The organism is Bacillus sp. LBG-1-113 (assembly GCF_020708615.1).
GTDB classification, from domain to species: Bacteria; Bacillota; Bacilli; order Bacillales; family Bacillaceae; genus Bacillus; species Bacillus mojavensis.
Window position 1 is genome coordinate 1 of the sequence record NZ_JAJFDG010000011.1, and the last position, 17663, is coordinate 17663.

Annotated in this window: 15 protein-coding genes and 2 pseudogenes; 7 read left to right on the forward strand and 10 right to left on the reverse strand. The window is 43.6% G+C overall.

The genetic code is table 11. The features are described from left to right. The 4 genes and pseudogenes from LJF29_RS18795 to LJF29_RS18810 all read right to left on the reverse strand — a co-directional run. A pseudogene (locus LJF29_RS18795) lies at positions 1–559 on the reverse strand (collagen-like protein); the annotation flags it as partial. 367 nt (positions 560–926) lie between these two features. Next, complete coding sequence (locus LJF29_RS18800; protein WP_229150100.1) at positions 927–2111, reverse strand: macrolide family glycosyltransferase; 1185 nt, start codon at positions 2109–2111, stop codon at positions 927–929. Between the two features lie 292 nt (positions 2112–2403). Then, positions 2404–3666, reverse strand: coding sequence for a glycoside hydrolase family 18 protein (locus tag LJF29_RS18805; protein WP_229150101.1), 1263 nt, complete (start codon positions 3664–3666; stop codon positions 2404–2406). Between the two features lie 138 nt (positions 3667–3804). Beyond that, positions 3805–4479 (reverse strand): GntR family transcriptional regulator, encoded by a 675-nt coding sequence (locus tag LJF29_RS18810; RefSeq protein ID WP_010333183.1) that lies wholly within the window; start codon positions 4477–4479, stop codon positions 3805–3807. Between the two features lie 252 nt (positions 4480–4731). Here LJF29_RS18810 and LJF29_RS18815 point away from each other — a divergent pair, with 252 nt between their 5' ends. Continuing rightward, entirely contained in the window at positions 4732–5469 is a 738-nt protein-coding gene (locus tag LJF29_RS18815) for a sulfite exporter TauE/SafE family protein (RefSeq protein WP_229150102.1), read from the forward strand. A 41-nt stretch (positions 5470–5510) separates the two neighbouring features. Here the strand turns inward: LJF29_RS18815 and LJF29_RS18820 are convergent, their stop codons facing one another. From LJF29_RS18820 to LJF29_RS18830, 3 genes are all read right to left on the reverse strand, one after another. Next, complete coding sequence (locus LJF29_RS18820) at positions 5511–6716, reverse strand: Bcr/CflA family efflux MFS transporter (RefSeq protein ID WP_229150103.1); 1206 nt, start codon at positions 6714–6716, stop codon at positions 5511–5513. Positions 6717–6919: 203 nt separating this feature from the next. Beyond that, on the reverse strand, positions 6920–7243 hold the full coding sequence (locus tag LJF29_RS18825; protein WP_229150104.1) for an AzlD domain-containing protein: 324 nt from the start codon (positions 7241–7243) through the stop codon (positions 6920–6922). Next, positions 7240–7965: an AzlC family ABC transporter permease gene (locus LJF29_RS18830; protein WP_229150105.1), complete on the reverse strand. Its 726-nt coding sequence runs from the start codon at positions 7963–7965 to the stop codon at positions 7240–7242. The genes LJF29_RS18825 and LJF29_RS18830 overlap by 4 nt, the downstream gene beginning before the upstream one ends. 118 nt (positions 7966–8083) lie before the next feature. Between LJF29_RS18830 and LJF29_RS18835 the strand changes: the two genes are divergently transcribed. The 3 genes from LJF29_RS18835 to LJF29_RS18845 all read left to right on the forward strand — a co-directional run bounded on the left by LJF29_RS18835 (position 8084) and on the right by LJF29_RS18845 (position 9863). Then, positions 8084–8641: a helix-turn-helix domain-containing protein gene (locus tag LJF29_RS18835; protein ID WP_010333178.1), complete on the forward strand. Its 558-nt coding sequence runs from the start codon at positions 8084–8086 to the stop codon at positions 8639–8641. Positions 8642–8723: 82 nt separating this feature from the next. Continuing rightward, positions 8724–9218, forward strand: coding sequence for a MarR family transcriptional regulator (locus LJF29_RS18840; RefSeq protein ID WP_229150106.1), 495 nt, complete (start codon positions 8724–8726; stop codon positions 9216–9218). A gap of 15 nt (positions 9219–9233) precedes the next feature. Further along, entirely contained in the window at positions 9234–9863 is a 630-nt protein-coding gene (locus tag LJF29_RS18845; RefSeq protein ID WP_229150107.1) for a nitroreductase family protein, read from the forward strand. Between the two features lie 40 nt (positions 9864–9903). Here the strand turns inward: LJF29_RS18845 and LJF29_RS18850 are convergent. The 3 genes and pseudogenes from LJF29_RS18850 to LJF29_RS18860 form a co-directional block, all read right to left on the reverse strand. Next, a pseudogene (locus tag LJF29_RS18850) lies at positions 9904–10285 on the reverse strand (SDR family oxidoreductase); the annotation flags it as partial. A gap of 51 nt (positions 10286–10336) precedes the next feature. Further along, complete coding sequence (locus LJF29_RS18855) at positions 10337–12994, reverse strand: MMPL family transporter (protein ID WP_229150108.1); 2658 nt, start codon at positions 12992–12994, stop codon at positions 10337–10339. Further along, complete coding sequence (locus tag LJF29_RS18860) at positions 12991–13449, reverse strand: MarR family transcriptional regulator (protein ID WP_229150109.1); 459 nt, start codon at positions 13447–13449, stop codon at positions 12991–12993. The genes LJF29_RS18855 and LJF29_RS18860 overlap by 4 nt, the downstream gene beginning before the upstream one ends. A 166-nt stretch (positions 13450–13615) precedes the next feature. On the opposite strand from LJF29_RS18860, the gene dinB reads away from it, so the two are divergent. The 3 genes from dinB (at position 13616) to abc-f (ending at position 17662) form a co-directional block, all read left to right on the forward strand. Further along, positions 13616–14125: a damage-inducible protein DinB gene (gene dinB / locus LJF29_RS18865; RefSeq protein ID WP_229150110.1), complete on the forward strand. Its 510-nt coding sequence runs from the start codon at positions 13616–13618 to the stop codon at positions 14123–14125. A 187-nt stretch (positions 14126–14312) separates the two neighbouring features. Further along, positions 14313–15689 (forward strand): amino acid permease, encoded by a 1377-nt coding sequence (locus LJF29_RS18870; RefSeq protein ID WP_010333171.1) that lies wholly within the window; start codon positions 14313–14315, stop codon positions 15687–15689. Between the two features lie 338 nt (positions 15690–16027). Continuing rightward, a complete protein-coding gene (abc-f, locus tag LJF29_RS18875) occupies positions 16028–17662 on the forward strand; it encodes a ribosomal protection-like ABC-F family protein (protein WP_229150111.1) in 1635 nt (544 codons plus the stop codon). Position 17663: the final 1 nt, after the last annotated feature.

Below are 17663 nucleotides of genomic sequence, written 5' to 3' on the forward strand. Positions count from 1 at the left end.
TCGCTCCTGTAGCTCCGGCCGGTCCGGCGTCTCCTGTGGCTCCCGTCGCTCCTGTTGCTCCGGCTGGTCCGGCGTCTCCTGTGGCTCCCGTTGCTCCGGCTGGTCCGGCGTCCCCTGTAGCTCCTGTGGCTCCCGTTGCTCCGGCTGGTCCGGCGTCTCCTGTGGCTCCCGTTGCTCCGGCTGGTCCGGCGTCCCCTGTGGCTCCCGTTGCTCCGGCTGGTCCGGCGTCCCCTGTGGCTCCCGTTGCTCCGGCTGGTCCGGCGTCCCCTGTGGCTCCCGTTGCTCCGGCTGGTCCGGCGTCTCCTGTGGCTCCCGTTGCTCCGGCTGGTCCGGCGTCCCCTGTAGCTCCTGTGGCTCCCGTTGCTCCGGCTGGTCCGGCGTCTCCTGTGGCTCCCGTAGCCCCGGCCAGTCCTGGTGGTCCTGTGGCCCCTGTAGCTCCGGGCAGCCCTGGCAGCCCCGGTGGCCCTGGTGGTCCGGTGGCTCCAATACTGCCTGGTATACCGCGTAATCCGCGTGGTCCCTGCGGCCCTCTTGCTCCCCTTACACAACAGCAGCACATACATGTATGTTTAGGCTCAGGATTTTTTTTAGGGCCTACTCTACAACTGGGGCTTGAAGAGTTAGATCCACAGTAAGGGCATCTATGTGACGGTTTTCGAGACATATATTTTCTATTCACATCCTTTTATAACTGTATTTTCCATACACTTATTCATAATATGAAAAATAACGTTGAGTGTGAATGAATACGAAAGTGTTTCTCCTGCTGCCATCGCCCTCAGAAAATGAACCCTTACATCTATAATCCTCTTGACAAAACCATTGATCCGCAAATTGACTTCGGTTATTTCCGTAATGCCAGCAAGACCCTAAATGAAAAAAGAGTGAGAACATATAAATCTCACTCTTTTTCTTATTTTTGCTGTTTATTTTCTCTGATCTATAAATTGATCGATCTGCTCCATTACTTCTTCCATATTCATGCAACCCTGAAAGCTTTGATTGATTTTTTGAATCCCTTCCTTGTATCGGTCGTTATTCAACACATCTTCCACTGCATGTTTTAAAGACTGCGCGGTTACATGGTCTTTAGATACTGTATAACCGGCTTGTAATTCAGTCAGCCGCTGGGCCACCATTGGCTGGTCCTTATCGTGCGGCATTACAACTAAAGGAACGTTAAAGTGAATGCCTTCATTTACACTGTTCATTCCTCCGTGAGTGATGAAAACGTCTGATTGTTCCAGCACTTCCAATTGAGGCACATATGAAGCAATGATAAAGTTTTCCGGCGCTTGCTTTAATCTTGACAGATCAGCTTTTTCTCCCACAGCTATCACGACCTTGCCCCTGACATCAGAAAAAGCATCTATACATAAGTTGAAAAACTCTTCAGTTTCGTCTAATACCGTTCCCATTGAAATATAGATGACTTTCTCACCTTTCAATTTCTCAATCGGGAAATCAGTTTTTTCCGCTCTCTTTGGAAAGCTTGGACCGATAAATAGAAACTCACTGCCGAAACGATGGCTTTCCGGCTGAAAATATCGGCTTGTGTACACTACATTTAGGCCACCTTTATTATTCATGAATTGAACCATATTTTCAGGTGATACACCGTAATTTTGTTTCATCTCTAATAATAGATCTTCACACTCTTTATCCAATTGTAAAGGCACTTCTGAATCCGGATGCAGAGGCAATATCTTCAAATGCTCTTCATCGAATAAAAAGGAAGCAGATGAAGAGATGCCCGGGATGTTGAGATAATCTCTGACCAGCTCCCCCGCACCGAACTTATCATAATAAACAAAGTCAAACTGAATGCTTTTTGACAGTTTTTTCACGATATTTAATATGGCCAGAGATGTCTTTATATGAATTTTTAAGAAGGAGAGAATACCGTCAGGGAAACCTGTACGAACGGGAACTGTCCTCAGCAAATCCTGATGAAGGTGGACAGTCGCTCCTACCGCTTCTAATCTTTCTTTATACCTTTCAGTGGAGATATAGTGGACATCATATCCCCGATCGGCAAAGGCTTTCGTAATGCCTAATGTAGGATTTACGTGGCCTTCTGCAGGAAAATTTAGGATCAATACTTTTTTCATTCTGACAACTTCCTCTCACTCGTATTCCGTAAGCTTTCATAAGACGATATGCAATTTGTGCCTGATTAGACTGATGTTAGTTATCACTATCGATCATAATTGGGGAGACCGACGCCATGCAAGTGACAAATGCACGAATTATTCTGCCACTTTAGGCTGATGCGGTTTTATGGCTTTCAATCTGTTACGATAAAGGATATCGCCAGCGTCAGTGAACTGACAATCTATCTGGAACTCAGAGCTGCACGAAGCAGCTTAAAACATCACTAAAAAGACACCGTGTTCGGTGCCCTTACACTTTTCTGATCGTAAAAAATTTACGCAGAAGCCACGGAGCTGGTGTGAATCCGAGTGTTAACTGCCAGGCGCCAATGGCTTGTAATCCATATTCTCGGACGATCAGCATCTTTTGGCTCATGCTCCTGACATCTTCAAACCATACTTCATGCGTCCGTCCCTGCTCATCTCTGTAGCGAAAAAATGGCGATTGATATTCGTTTGAATATTGAATGGGTGCTTGGTACCTCATCGCTGTTTCAATTGATTTTTGATTTGAAATAGCTGAAGCCACTGTTCCCGTCTGATAAGGGATGATCCAATTGTAGCCGTAGAGCGGGACACCGATGATGATTTTTCTCCGCGGCACCTGAGCAATCGCAAATTCAATTGTTCTTCTTATTTCAGTAATCGGCGCAACAGGCCCCGGCTCGCTTCCCGCATGATGCCAGTCATACGCCATGATAAACATATAATTGACGACCGCTCCAATCCCTCCGTAATCATAGCCCCTCAGCCATGAAATATCATCACTTGTTTTTGCCGGAACAGCTATGGTCAGCACATAGCCACCCGGCTGCAGACGATCTCTGAGCTGACGCAAAAATCCTGTGAACAGATCCCGATCTGCGGCGCTCACTTTTTCAAAATCGATCATCACGCCGCCATATCCCCTTGTGGATACCAAGTTATAAATATTGTTAACCAGATTGGTTCTCGCAGTTGGATTGTTTAACACTTGGCGTACGAGTTCCGTGCTGAAGCCTGCTGAGGTTAAATTTGTTATTGTTGCAAGCGGCGTCACTCGTCTTCTCCATGTGGTTTCAATAGCGGCTGCGTCATTCAATTCGTTTGCAATGTCGCCATTAGGCGCAATATGGTATTCGAAAATGGAAATCGAAGACGAATACGGTGCGTAATCATTGATTAAATCGCGATCAAGATCCGGATTACGGAGCACGTAAAAGCTTAACGTTCCCGCAATATAGTTTGAGATATTAGGGATCGTTAGTCTCATTCCTGCTTGCAAGGCATTTGGGTTTATAGCGGGATTGGCGGCTCTTAGCCGTTCTGCTGGAACAAACGATTTTGCCGCAATAGCTGCGAGCGTGTCGCCCGGCTGTACTGTATATACATAAAGAGGGATGAGCAGAGCCTGCCCCGGCACAATATTCGTTTCTTCTAACCCATTCACACCCCGTATTTGATCAACAGAAGCACCGTATCTTCTGCCTATGGAAAACAAAGAATCACCCGGCCGGACGATATGGATAAACATGTCTAACCCCCATTATTCGTTAGTCAATCATCATAGAATCTTATTAATGGGCTTCCTTATATATGATTTGCGATTTATTAAGTGGATGAGAGCAATAAAAAATACCAAGGACTCTTCCTTGGTATCCGTACATGTCATTTAATTTTCTTTTCCTTCTTCAAGCACACGCTTCAAATGTTCTGAGTCATGATTGAAATGAGCCATCATATATTCTTTGGCTGCTTCTTTGTTTCTCTTTTTGACTTCTTCAAATATGCTGCGGTGTTCACGCAGGATCGTTTCAGGGCGGTTGTCCCCTTTATAATTAAGGATTCTGCAAAAGTGAATCAGATCATTTACATGCTCAAGCAAATTTTTCAAATGTCTGTTATGGCTAAAATCGACAAGCAGCTGATGAAACTTTTGGTTTAAGCTGATCATTTCAGTTTCTTCCGCTCCGTTACGAATCGCGTTTTCTGTTTCTTCAAGCTGTGTTTCAAGCGTTTGAAGCTCTTCGTCATTCGCTTTGTCTATTACCAATTCGACAGCAAGCAGCTCGAGAGGAATTCTGATTTTATAAATTTCATCTACATCTTTAGCTGTTAAAGAAGCGATTGAAAATCCATTCCGGTCATCTGCCCGTAACAAGCCGTCTTTCTCAAGCAGCCGCATAGCTTCCCGTATCGGAGAGCGGCTGACGCCGAAACTTTTAGCCAGCTGTGTTTCATTGATCCGTTCCCCCGGCTTAAAAGTTCCGTTAAAAATCATTTTTTTCAGCTGGAAATAAAATTGCAGGTAATAAGGAGTCGGCTTGTCTAATTTAAAATCATCCATATACATAATACCTCTTTTGAATAGATTCAGGGGTCTGTCTCTTCATCAAAATCATATAACAGATAATAAAGGGAAGCAACAAACTGCCTTGTCAAATCCCAAAATTTGCGGTACGATATTTTCACTAAACGACGGTCGACGGACTACTGTCAACCAATGAGATGATTCTCTCATGTGCTACCGAACAGTTCGCCTCAGCTACAATCACTAGATCATTACATTTACAGCTCAGTATACAATGGAGGAAAAGCTATGCTCATTATTCTTGTTATGTTTCTTCTTGGAATCATTTTAGGCTTTATTGGTGCTGGGGGAGCCGGCTTTGTTATCGCTCTTTTAACCCTTGTTTTTCATATTCCGATTCATACAGCTTTAGGCACTTCCCTCGCCGGTATGGCTTTCACCAGCTTATCAGGGGCCTACAGCCATTACCGGGAAGGCAACATCCAATTGAAAATCGGTTTAACGGTCGGATGCTTTGCTGCCGTCGGGTCATTTTTCGGGGCAAAGCTGACATCTTTTATTCCGGCCGATTTGCTTCATTATTTGACAGCGGGAATGTTATTTTTATCAGCGATTCTTATTCTAATAAGGTTATTTATCTTAAAAGAAAAACCTCAAGTGAATCAAAGCAATGTATCAATGTATACAAAAGCCGTGATTTTAGGAATCGTATCAGGCATACTTTCCGGCACATTCGGCATCGGTTCTGCTCCTTTTATCCAGATCGGTTTAATGATTATGCTGAACCTGTCCATTCGTCATTCTGTCGGAACGACGATGCTTGTCATTATCCCTCTTGCTGTAGGCGGAGGCATAGGGTATATCTCGGAAGGATTTGTTGATTACGTATTGCTGGTCAAAGTCTTGATCGGAACCATGTGCGGTGCGTATGTTGGCGCGAAATTCACCAATCTCATGCCAAAGGCCGTCTTGAAATCAGCAATCTTTTTGACTCCGGCCATCGCCGGCCTGCTTTTGCTATTTTAATGAGATCAAAAAAAACCTGACATGCCGTCAGGTTTTTTTGATTAATTTTGCTTCACGCTCTCCTTTGTTAATCTAAAAAAGGCGAGCGAACCGATAACTGCTGTAACAAACATGATCGCTCCCATCGGAACAGCTGTCGTCTCATCAATGCCCACAAGCGGCGAAACGATGGAGCCAAGGAGCAGCGGGAGCATTCCCAGCAGCGCACTTGCACTTCCGGCGCGGTGCCCCTGTTTTTCCATGGCCAGCGTAAACGTGCTCGTCAGAACCATGCCGATCGTAATCATATAGACAAAAATAGAGATGACTAATGCAGCGAGAGGGCCGTGAATCATCGTCATCGTTAATAGCACAGCAGTCGCAATCATAGCTGTAATGACCGCCATGCGGAGCAGGCTTTTTTCATGAATGATTCCGCCAAAGCGCCCGATCATAAAACTTCCCGTAATAATCGCCAGGCCGTTAATGCCGAATAAAATACTAAACACCTGCGGCGACACCCCGTAAATATCCTGGTATACAAAAGGCGTACCGGATACATAAGCAAAGCTTCCTCCGTGAATAAATCCGACAGTTAACGCGTAGCCCATAAAAGAACGATCCTTCAGCAGGCTCCCCATCGTTCTGACAGATGTTCCGATTGAGCTTGGAATCCGCTTTTCCGGCGGCAATGTTTCTTTTAACTTCAGCGCAATAATCAGTACAAGTACAAATCCGATGATCGTTAAAAAGTGAAAAATCGTATGCCACGTTGCAAACGGCAGCAATAAAAGAGCACCGCCTGTCATTGGCGCAATCATTGGCGCGACTGCAGTAATCACCATTAACAGTGAGAAAAATTTAGAAAGCTCTCTCCCTGTAAACACATCCCGCACGATTGCCCGAGACAGCACAAGTCCCGCAGAGGCCGTAATCCCCTGTAAAAAACGGGCTGCCACCAGTGTTGTAATGTTTGGTGAAAGCGCACAGAACAGAGAAGATAACGCAAATAAGAAAATACAGATTAATAGCGGTTTCCGTCTTCCCTGCGCATCACTGACCGGCCCGACAATTACTTGGCCTATGGTAAGCCCGATCAGACAGGCTGTTAAACTTAACTGTACAAGCGAGGCACTGGCCAATAAATCATCAGCAATGTCAGGAAAACTAGGCAAATACATATCTATATTAAGCGGGCCCAATATAGCAAGCATGCCGAGCAGAAACGCCAATGCCAAACGCTCTTTTCCAGTTGGATTTTGCAGCATTCTATCAAAACCTTCCCTTTAATCTAGTATTTATTTTCAATAGATGTCACTCCAACAATTGATTGAAGCTGTAAAACATTTGTATATTGTACCATAACTTTCAGCCAGTGAAAGCCGCTTAAAGATTGAATCATAGACACAAAAAATACCAGGGTCTGCTTCCCCCTGATATCGTGGTTTTAATGTAAATGTAAACAGCTGTTTTATACCCATAAGCGCAAGCCGGCCATAAGAACAACACCGCTGATAACTGTCATAGATAAACTTTTTGTTTTCAATGCAATCAATAGAGTAGGAACCAATACAACAGTGACCTGCCAATTCAATGTAAGAGAATCATTGGAATGAATCATGCAATCCTTCACAACAAGTGCCGTCAATATACAAACCGGCACATAGGAGAGCCATTTCAGCACAGGCACCGGCAAGGAAATATTCCGGACAACTAAAAATGGAACCACGCGGGGAATCATTGTGACCAGCGCGCAGCCGATAATCACCATCAGGATGTATGCATTTATGCTCATTTATCTGTCACCACCCCGATTGTTGCTACGATGATCGTTGACATGATGACAGCGAGATGAGACGGCATAATGAAAGAGAAAATAATCATCGCAATCACCATATAAATGATGAGAGATACATAGTGTTTAACCTTTGCAGGCACAACATGTTCCATCTGCAAAATCAGCAATGCTAAAAACATAGCCGTCACCGCAAAGTCGAGTCCGAACATTTCCGGATCGGTAATCCATTTACCAAAGACTGCACCTGCCACACAAGAAAGCACCCAGCACGCATATGCAGTGAGATTTAAACCGAACATCCATCGATCACTAATCGGTTCTTTTTTTACAATCTTATTTGAAGCAACACCAAAGGACTCATCTGTCACCATTATGCCGATCCCCACATTTTTCACTAGCGAATACTTTGAAAAATGAGGAGCAAGCGCAGCACTTAATAGAAAATTTCGTAAATTCACAATAAATGTTGTCAGGATAATAGCGGACATCGGACTGTTTGCTGCTAACAAAGCACAGATAATGAACTGGGCGCCGCCTGCAAAAACCAAACCTGACAACAGTGTAATTTCAAGGACACTTAAATGCGAGGCAATCCCCACGATACCGGCAGCCAAACCTATACTGATATAGCCGATTAGCGTCGGGACACAATCTTTAAACCCTTGTATGAACGATGGCTCGCATGTTTGGATATGAGTTAGTTCCTTCTCTGATATCATTCTGTTCCCCCTCCTAGTCTAACATATTATACACATATACATTATAGCTTACAACAGTATGTAAGAGCTGATTTTAATATGCTATAATAAAGCGAATATGACGTAAGGAGATACATGTATGGATGATATCCAAGCCATTATCGCAAAGAATCTTGCCAAACTCAGAAAAAGCAGAAACCTGACTCTTGATCAAGTTTCTGAGTTAACAGGCGTCAGCAAAGCGATGCTCGGACAAATTGAGAAAGAAAAATCGACCCCGACTGTCACCACTCTCTGGAAGATCGCAAATGGGCTGCAAGTATCTTTTTCTGTTTTTCTGAAAGAAGACAAGCCGAAAGTAAGAAAAATTAATCTCAAAGATATTGAACCTGTTACAGATAATGAAGAAAACTACATCGTTTACCCCTTTTTTCCCTACAATCCTGAAACAAAGTTTGAAATTTATGTTGTCGATCTGAAACCGGGGTGCATACATGAAGCAAAAACACATTTAGGAGAAGAATACATTTTAATTAAAGAGGGCGAGTTAACCGTCAATCTGCAGGACCAGAAGCATACGCTTGTTTCCGGAGACGCCTTGCAGTTTACGGGATCCACACCGCACAGCTACATCAATTCATCACAGGAAACGGCCAGCTTTTTTCTGCTGATGTTTTATCCTGAGCCGCAAGGATAACAAGAACCTCCCAACTTATATGTTGGGAGGTTTTTCAAATGTGCAAAAGGCTTGCAAATTGAAATCAATCGTTGTATATTAATTGACGTGTCAATCATTGATATATCAATTATTTTTTTTGACAAGAAAGAAGGGATGGGTTTTGGCATCATTTTGTTCTGAGGAAGCCGAGATTTTATATCAGCTGCAAGGCGTGAACAAAGTGATTGGCGTGAAGTTCGAGGCATGCACGGGCATCAGCCAATCTCGTTTGGAATTGCTGACATTGCTTTATCATGCGGATGAGATTAGTCAAAGCGACCTTCAAAAGAAAGTCAATATCGATAGCGCGGCCGTCACAAGACACCTAAAACAGCTTGAAGCCAAAGGCATGGTATCAAGACGGCGCAAGCCCGAAGACAACCGGATTACCCTTGTGCGGTTAACAGATCAAGGAAGAAAACGAATCGAGTCTTCTAAGAAAGAAAAGGAGCGTTTCATGAAAGAAATGCTCGCTAATGTAAGTGCTGAAGAGCGCCGCGTGCTTATTGATATGCTTGGGCGCATGCGAAACAACCTAGATAATATTGAAGCTTAAAAGGAGTGTATCAACATGATTAAAACAAACGATTTTATGGAGATTATGAAAGGACGCCGTTCCATTCGCAATTATGATCCGACAGTGAAAATCAGCAAAGAAGAAATGACAGAAATCCTAGAGGAAGCTACAACTGCACCATCCTCTGTCAACGCGCAGCCATGGCGTTTTCTCGTCATCGACAGCCCGGAAGGAAAAGAGAAGCTCGCACCGCTAGCAAGCTTTAACCAAACACAGGTCACAACTTCATCTGCCGTCATCGCTGTTTTTGCAGACATGAACAATGCAGACTATTTAGAAGACATCTATTCAAAAGCCGTTGAGCTCGGTTACATGCCGCAGGAGGTAAAAGACAGACAAATCGCTGCCCTGACTGCTCATTTTGAAAAACTTCCTGCACAGGTAAACCGTGAAACGATCCTGATTGACGGCGGCCTTGTTTCTATGCAGCTTATGCTGACTGCACGCGCGCACGGCTATGACACAAACCCGATCGGCGGCTACGATAAAGAAAACATCGCAGAAGCCTTCGGATTAGACAAAGAGCGTTATGTGCCTGTTATGCTTCTTTCTATCGGAAAAGCTGCGGACGAAGGATACGCATCCTACCGTCTGCCGATTGATACCATTGCAGAATGGAAATAAAACAAAGCTCCCAAGAATGACTCTTGGGAGCTTTTTCATTTTAGATAGTTCCGCCATGCACACGGATCGTCTGGCCTGTGATCCATTGGGATTTTTCGCTCTCCAAAAAGTCAATCACATTTTCGATATCCTCCAGTTCGCCAATGCAGTCGACTTGTTCAGTCCTTCTAGCTGCTGCTCGGTTTTGCCTGCATGAAACAGCTCGGTGTTCTCTGGCCCTAGTGCAACCGCATTAATGGTGATTTGTTTCACAGCTCATTCTTTGGCTAGCTGACGGGTGAATGTTCAACCGCACCTTTTGTTCCCGCATATACGCTGTACGCAGGAGACATTTGCCTGACAACAGATGTAGAAAAGTTGAGGATTTCCCCCTTCTCCTCCATGTATTTCATCGCTTGCTGACAGGCGAAAAACGGCCTCTTCCATCTACAAAAAAGAGTGATGAACAAATGAATTGTCACCACTCTTTTTTTCTATTCTATATTTTTCTTTCTGCCAAACGGCCACCAGTTTCCTTCTCCAAATGTCACAATGATTGCCGGCATCAAGAGCGGAAGAATGACAAGGCCGTAAAGCAGCAGGCCGATAATGATGACACTTGCCACCTGCATCAGCGTATTGACGCCTGATGGCATCATCGCCGCGAATGTACCGGCCAAAATAATAGCCGCGGTGATGATGACAGAGCCCATTTTGCTCATTGACCTGATGACACCTTGATGAATGCCAAGGTGCACCTCTTCCTTAAATCGGTCCAGCAAGAAGATCGAATAATCTACGCCTAACGCGATCAATATGACAAAACTGAAGAACGGTACTGCCCAGCTGACGCCGGCGTTACCTAAGCCGTTTACAAAAATTAATTCTGTTATGGATATCGACGTATAATACGTCAGCAGCAGTGACGCGATCATATAAATCGGCATGATCATGGAGCGGAACAAAATCGTTAACACAATAAACAGACCAATAATCATGATCACCATTGTTCTGGAGAAGTCTGTTGTGGAAAGCTCTTTTAAGTCAGCATTCACACTCGTGACCCCGCCGTATACGACCTGTGCATCCTCGAGAGGAGTGCCGTCCACTTCGTTTGCTACAGCTTTTTTGATTTGGTTTATTGTTGTAATGGCTTGTTCTGAATAAGGATTAGAGTCCAAGACGACGCTTAATTGCACGCCTTTGCCGTCTTCAAAGGAATATTGGTCGATTGACTTCTTAAAGTCTTTATCCTTCATGACTTGATCAGGAATGAATATCCCTGTATCCCTTACGGTTGAGCTTTTGCTCATGTCCTCTAACATATCACTGGAAGCTGTCATGCCGTCAGAGATTTTCGTCAGGCCATCATTTGCACTCTTCACGCCCCCTGCAAGCTTCTTCAGGCTTTCTGTCAGTGTTCCAGCTTGCGCCTGCTGGCCTGAGAGCTGCTGGTTCGCTTGTTCAAGTCCGGTTTGAATCTGTCCAAGCTGTCCGCTGATTGCCGTAAGCTGCTGCACGGTCTGTGCAGTATTGCCGGTTTGGGAAATCTGTTTACTTACGAGCTGCAGCTGCTGATTGATTTTGCCCAATCCGTCTGCCGCATCACCCAGTGAACCGCCGGAGCTGCTATTTGAGTTTGAGCCGGTTTGACCCGCCATTTGATTCAACCCGTTTTCGATATCAGTTAAACCGCTTTGGACATCGGCAATTCCTTTTACCGTCTTATCCAGCCCGTCTGAAACTGAGCCTAGCTGTTTATCAATATATAAATCTTTGATTTTTTCACCAGTTGGCTGCGTGATGGTCAAGACAGAGTCAACATGCTCGACTTTCTCGATCGCTTTGCTGATATTTCCGAGATAAGGGATTGTATCAGCTGTTGTGAGATCTTTGTCTCCTTTTACGACAACATTGATCGGGAACGCTTTCCCTTCACCGAATCCATCCTTGATGGCCTCGAGAGCTTTTACTGATTTATAATCGCTGCTGATTTCCGCAGTCGAATCGAAGGAAATCTGGTCATCATAGGTCAAAATAAACGGAAGCGTGATAAACACCGTGATGACAATAAACAGAAACGGACGCATAACGGAATGTCTGCCGAGAAACGCCCATAATTTGTTGTCACTGTGCGACAGCACTTTCTTAGAAGGCCAAAATAATTTTTCACCCAGCGTTACCATAAATAATGGCAGCAGTGTATAGAGAATGATCATTAAGATCCCTACACCGACTGCGACCCCTACTGCGGATTGGAAAATCGCAAACTTCGCAAATCCTAAGGCGGAAAATCCGACCAATACCGCAAATCCACTAATAAATAAGGTTTTTCCTCCTGTACGGTAAGCGATAAGCGCCGCTTCTTTTTTGTCATGCCCGTTTGCTAACTCTTCACGGAATCGGGTAAGAAGCAGAATGCAGTAATCTGTTCCGATACCGAACAGGATGGCAACTAAGAAGGTTTGCGTAAACGTCGAGATCGGAAAATCCACATTGTATACAAGGATGCCCAGTATAGATTGACTGATCAGATAAGAGAAACCGACAACTACAATCGGGATAAAAGGCGTCACAACAGATCGGAACACGATCAGCAGTAAACCGATGATCAGGCAGACTGTGATCACTTCCGTTTTCTTGAGTCCTTCTTCTGAGCTGTGAGCGAAATCCTGATTGATGAGAGAGGCTCCCGTAATATATGCAGTCAAATCATTAGGAATAATTTTATAGATGTCATCCGCGATTCTTTCCGCTTTTTTATCAGAACCTGTAATCGTGACAGGAATGAGAATCGTTTTCTTGTCTTTTGAAATCAATTGGTCTTTGACTTCTTTTTCTGCTGTTAGAGTAGACGTTACTTCTTCTACACCGTCGATCTTTTTGACTTTATCAATCATTGTCTCGAGCTGATCCTCTGTTTCTTTCTTCAAAGCGTGGTCTAATGTAAAGACGATACTGAGCGAATTATTGTCTTCGCCCGCTTGTTTTAAAATGGCATTTGCTCTTTCTGAAACAGCATCAGCAGGAAGCTGGGCCTGCCCCTTTTGATTGGCCAGCTCCGTTAAGTTCGGAGAAAACAAACTCAATACGACGGTAAGTGCTAATATAACTGCTGCAATGGCCCACTTGAATTTGATGATTGCTCTCATTCTGCAGAATCTCCTCCTTTAAATTTGCTTTTTAGAATGGTGAAGATCTCTATGATAGAATTTAAGTGTTTCTCATCTATATCATCAATCAGCTCTTTGAGAGCATTAAAAATGGCTGAATCTAATTCTTCCAGTATGGTTTCACCGCTGGCTGTGATGTTAATAAGCTTAGAGCGCTTATCACTTTTCGCCGGACAGTCATTCCATTCAACCAATCCCTTATCGAGCAGCTTTTTCAGCCTGTTCGAAATCGCGCTTTTATGTACATTTTGATACATGGCCAGGCTGCCGGGAGACGTTGGGCCCTTGACTTTTAAAATTTTTAACAGGTCTGCCTGCTCCCTTGAGATATGCTTGAAGACATCCTGATTGATTTCACGATGCACAAACTCTGTCCCTTCAAGTAATACTTCTACAAACAGGTTTATCGCCTGACATAGCTTTTGTTCATTCAACATCTGCCCCTCCTCACTATAGTTTACCCCTCTAAACTTTATGACCAATGTCAATTAGTTTATTCCCCTAAACTATGTCTGTCAACATATTTTATTCACGAACACGACAACAAGAACGCTTGTTCGTGTATAATAGATTCTATAAACGCGAAAGGGGAAAATTAACATGTCGGATTTTTCATTAAAATTGTATGATTATAATGTCTGGGCCAATCAGCAAATATTCAACCGATTAAAAGAGCTTCCAAAAGAGGTGTACCACCAAGAAGTTCAAAGCGTGTTTCCATCGATATCGCATGTGTTGTCTCATGTTTATCTTTCTGATCTCGGCTGGATGGAAGTGTTTTCCGGCCAAAGCATGACCGATGCTTTGGCGTTAGCTGAACAACTTAAAGAACAGACAGAGGCAAAAGAAATGGAGGAAATGGAAGCACAGTTTCTGACATTATCGGAGCGCTATACATTATTTTTACAGCAAAAAGAACAGCTCAATAAGCCCCTCCAGATTATAAATCCCTCAGGCGGAATCATGAAAACGACTGTTTCTGAGCTGGTTCCCCACGTTGTGAATCACGGGACATACCACCGCGGCAACATAACAGCGATGCTGCGTCAGATAGGGTACGCATCTGCTCCGACTGATTATGGGCTTTATCTGTATATGAAAAAAGCATAAAATGGCGTAAACAAAAGCGGCTCCCACAATTGAGCCGCTTTTTTGTATCATGTGAAGCATCGATAAACCTTAAAATTTCCTTCCATATTTCCTGTATAGTAAAAAAGATCGAAATTTTAGTGTTATAATAATCATTAAAAATATATTGCTGACTCAATAAACAATTTTCAATGGAGGAACACACAAAGTGACAGACGACATGACGAAAGACAATATAAATCAGCAAAAATTGGAAAGAGGCCTGAAAAACAGGCACATCCAGCTCATCGCCATCGGCGGGGCCATTGGAACGGGCTTATTTCTCGGCTCAGGAAAATCCATTCATTTTGCCGGACCGTCGATTCTATTTGCTTACATGATCACAGGGATCATTTGCTTTTTGATTATGAGATCTCTGGGTGAACTGCTGCTATCAAATTTGAACTATCACTCTTTTGTTGATTTTGTACAAGACTATTTAGGCGATATGGCAGCCTTTATCACCGGCTGGACTTATTGGTTCTGCTGGATTTCGATTGCAATGGCTGATCTGACAGCCGTCGGGCTCTACACTCAATATTGGCTCCCGGGTGTGCCGCAATGGGTGCCCGGCTTAATCGCTCTGATTATTTTACTGATTATGAACTTGGCAACCGTCAAGCTTTTTGGAGAATTAGAATTTTGGTTTGCTTTAATTAAAGTCATTGCCATTTTGGCGCTGATCGTCATTGGCCTTGTCATGATCTTTAAAGGGTTTTCCACAAGCTCAGGCGTCTCCAGTTTCACAAATCTCTGGAGCCACGGAGGTATGTTTCCAAATGGCATGCACGGGTTTATCCTGTCGTTCCAGATGGTTGTATTTGCCTTTGTCGGCATTGAGCTGGTCGGACTGACAGCCGGTGAAACAGAAAACCCTGAAAAAGTCATCCCTAAGGCAATCAACAATATCCCTGTCCGGGTGCTGCTTTTCTATATCGGTGCTCTTCTCGTGATTATGAGCATCTATCCATGGGATGTCATCAACCCTAGCGAAAGCCCATTCGTACAGGTGTTTGTCGCGGTTGGCATCGTCGGGGCGGCAAGCATTATCAACTTTGTTGTATTAACGTCAGCTGCCTCAGCATGCAACAGTGCTGTATTTAGTACAAGCCGCATGGTCTATTCACTGGCGAAAGATAAGAATGCGCCGGAATCAATGGCAAAACTGACACCGCGCAAGGTACCGAGAAATGCATTGTTCTTTTCAGCTATTGTGATTTTAATCGGTGTCACATTGAACTACATCATGCCGGAAGGCGTATTCACCTTGATTACAAGTATTTCCACCGTATGCTTTATCTACATATGGGGAATTACCGTTATCTGCCATATGAAATACCGTAAAACAAGACCTGAATTGGCGAAAGCAAACAAATTTAAGCTCCCGCTTTATCCATTTACGAATTACTTAATTTTAGCGTTCCTGGCGTTTGTCCTTGTTGTGCTGGCATTAGCACAGGATACTCGGGTTTCCTTATTTGTTACACCGGTTTGGTTTATTTTGCTGATTGTGATTTATAAAGTAAGAAAATTAAAGCAGCAATAACCCTCTTACAGCTCCTGCCCTCAGAAATGAGAGCAGGAGCTTTTTTAATTGAATATCCAGAGTAGTTCCAATTTTTCTTTGCTCAAATTGAAAAATATGCTATATTGTTTGTAATAAATTGAGAAGGGATGATGGGTGGACAATGATTAACTAATCTTATTTTTCACGTTTGAAATCGTATATTTCAAATCATAAAAAATAGGATTAGTCTGCCCATTTTCTATATACGTAAGCGCTATTTATGAAGAATAGCTTATTTCATCATGGCAAAGGCACGGCTAATCCTTCCAAAACATTTGGGAGGATTTTTTTGTTCTCCCTTAAAGCGAGGGATATAGATGAAAGAACAATTAAAACTTACAAACGTCAGCTATGAAGTGAAGGATCTTACCATTTTTAATCACATACATGCAAGCGTTCAGCAAGGCGATATCATTGGAATTATCGGTAAAAATGGAGCTGGAAAATCGACACTGCTTCACCTGATCAACAAGGACTTAACTCCGTCACAGGGACAAATCCAATGGATGCAGCACGGCTTAAAAACGGTGCTGGTTGAACAGGAGACTGAATCGTTTTCCTTTGAGAATCAGACACCTGCCGAAGTGAAACTGCTGGAGAAATGGCGCGTGCCAGCCCGTGATTTCAGCCAGTTAAGCGGCGGAGAAAAACTGAAAGCACGTCTGGCGAAAGGACTATCAGAGGATGCAGGCCTGTTCCTGCTAGATGAACCGACAAACCATCTTGATGACATAAGCCTGCAATTTCTCATTCAACAGCTGAAAAATGTTAGCGGCACTGTCATTCTCGTTTCGCACGATCGGTATTTCTTAGATGAAGTTGCCACGAAAATATGGTCAATCGAGGGCCACACGCTGACTGAATATAAAGGGAATTACTCTGGTTACATGAAGTTCCGGAAAGAGAAAAGACTGGCACAGCAGCGTGAATATGAAAAACAGCAGAAAATGATTGAACGAATTGAAGCACAAATGACAGAACTCACTTCATGGTCGAAAAAAGCCCACGCACAATCGACGAAAAAGGAAGGGTTTAAAGAATACCATCGTGTAAAAGCAAAGCGCACAGATGCCCAGATCAAATCGAAACAAAAGCGGCTTGAAAAAGAACTCGAAAAAACAAAGGCTGAACCTGTCGATCCGGAATATACTGTTCGTTTTTCAATTGATACAGCTCATAAAACAGGAAAACGGTTTTTGGAGGTTCAAAATCTGACGAAGTCATTTGGCGAAAAGACACTGTTTCAAAACGCCCGCTTTACGATTCAGCACGGAGAAAAGGTTGCCATTACAGGCCCAAACGGCAGCGGAAAAACAACCTTATTGAAAGTCATTCTTGGACAGGAAACGGCAGAGGGAAAGGTATGGATATCACCATCTGCAAAAATCGGTTATTTAACACAGGAAGTATTTGATTTGCCTTTAGCACAAACACCGGAGGAGTTATTTTATCAAGACACGTTCAAGGCGAGAGGAAACGTGCAGAATATCATGACGCAATTGGGATTTACAGCTTCTCAATGGACAGAACCAATTCAACATATGAGTATGGGTGAGCGTGTAAAGTGCAAGCTGATGGCATATATCTTAGAGGAAAAAGACGTGCTGATATTAGATGAACCGACCAATCACCTCGATCTGCCTTCACGCGAACAGCTGGAAGAAACACTGTCACAATACAGCGGCACACTGATTGTGGTATCACACGATCGTTATTTTCTTGAGAAAACAACGAACAGTAAACTCGTTATTTCAGACAATGGCATCGAAAAGCAATTGAAGGACGTTCCTTCAGAAAGAAATGACAGGGAAGAGCTTCGTTTAAAGCTTGAGACAGAAAGACAAGAAGTGCTGGGAAAGCTTAGTTTTATGACGCCAAATGATAAAGGGTACAAGGAGCTTGATCAGGCATTCAATGAGCTTACAAAACGAATGAAAGAGCTGGATCAATAGC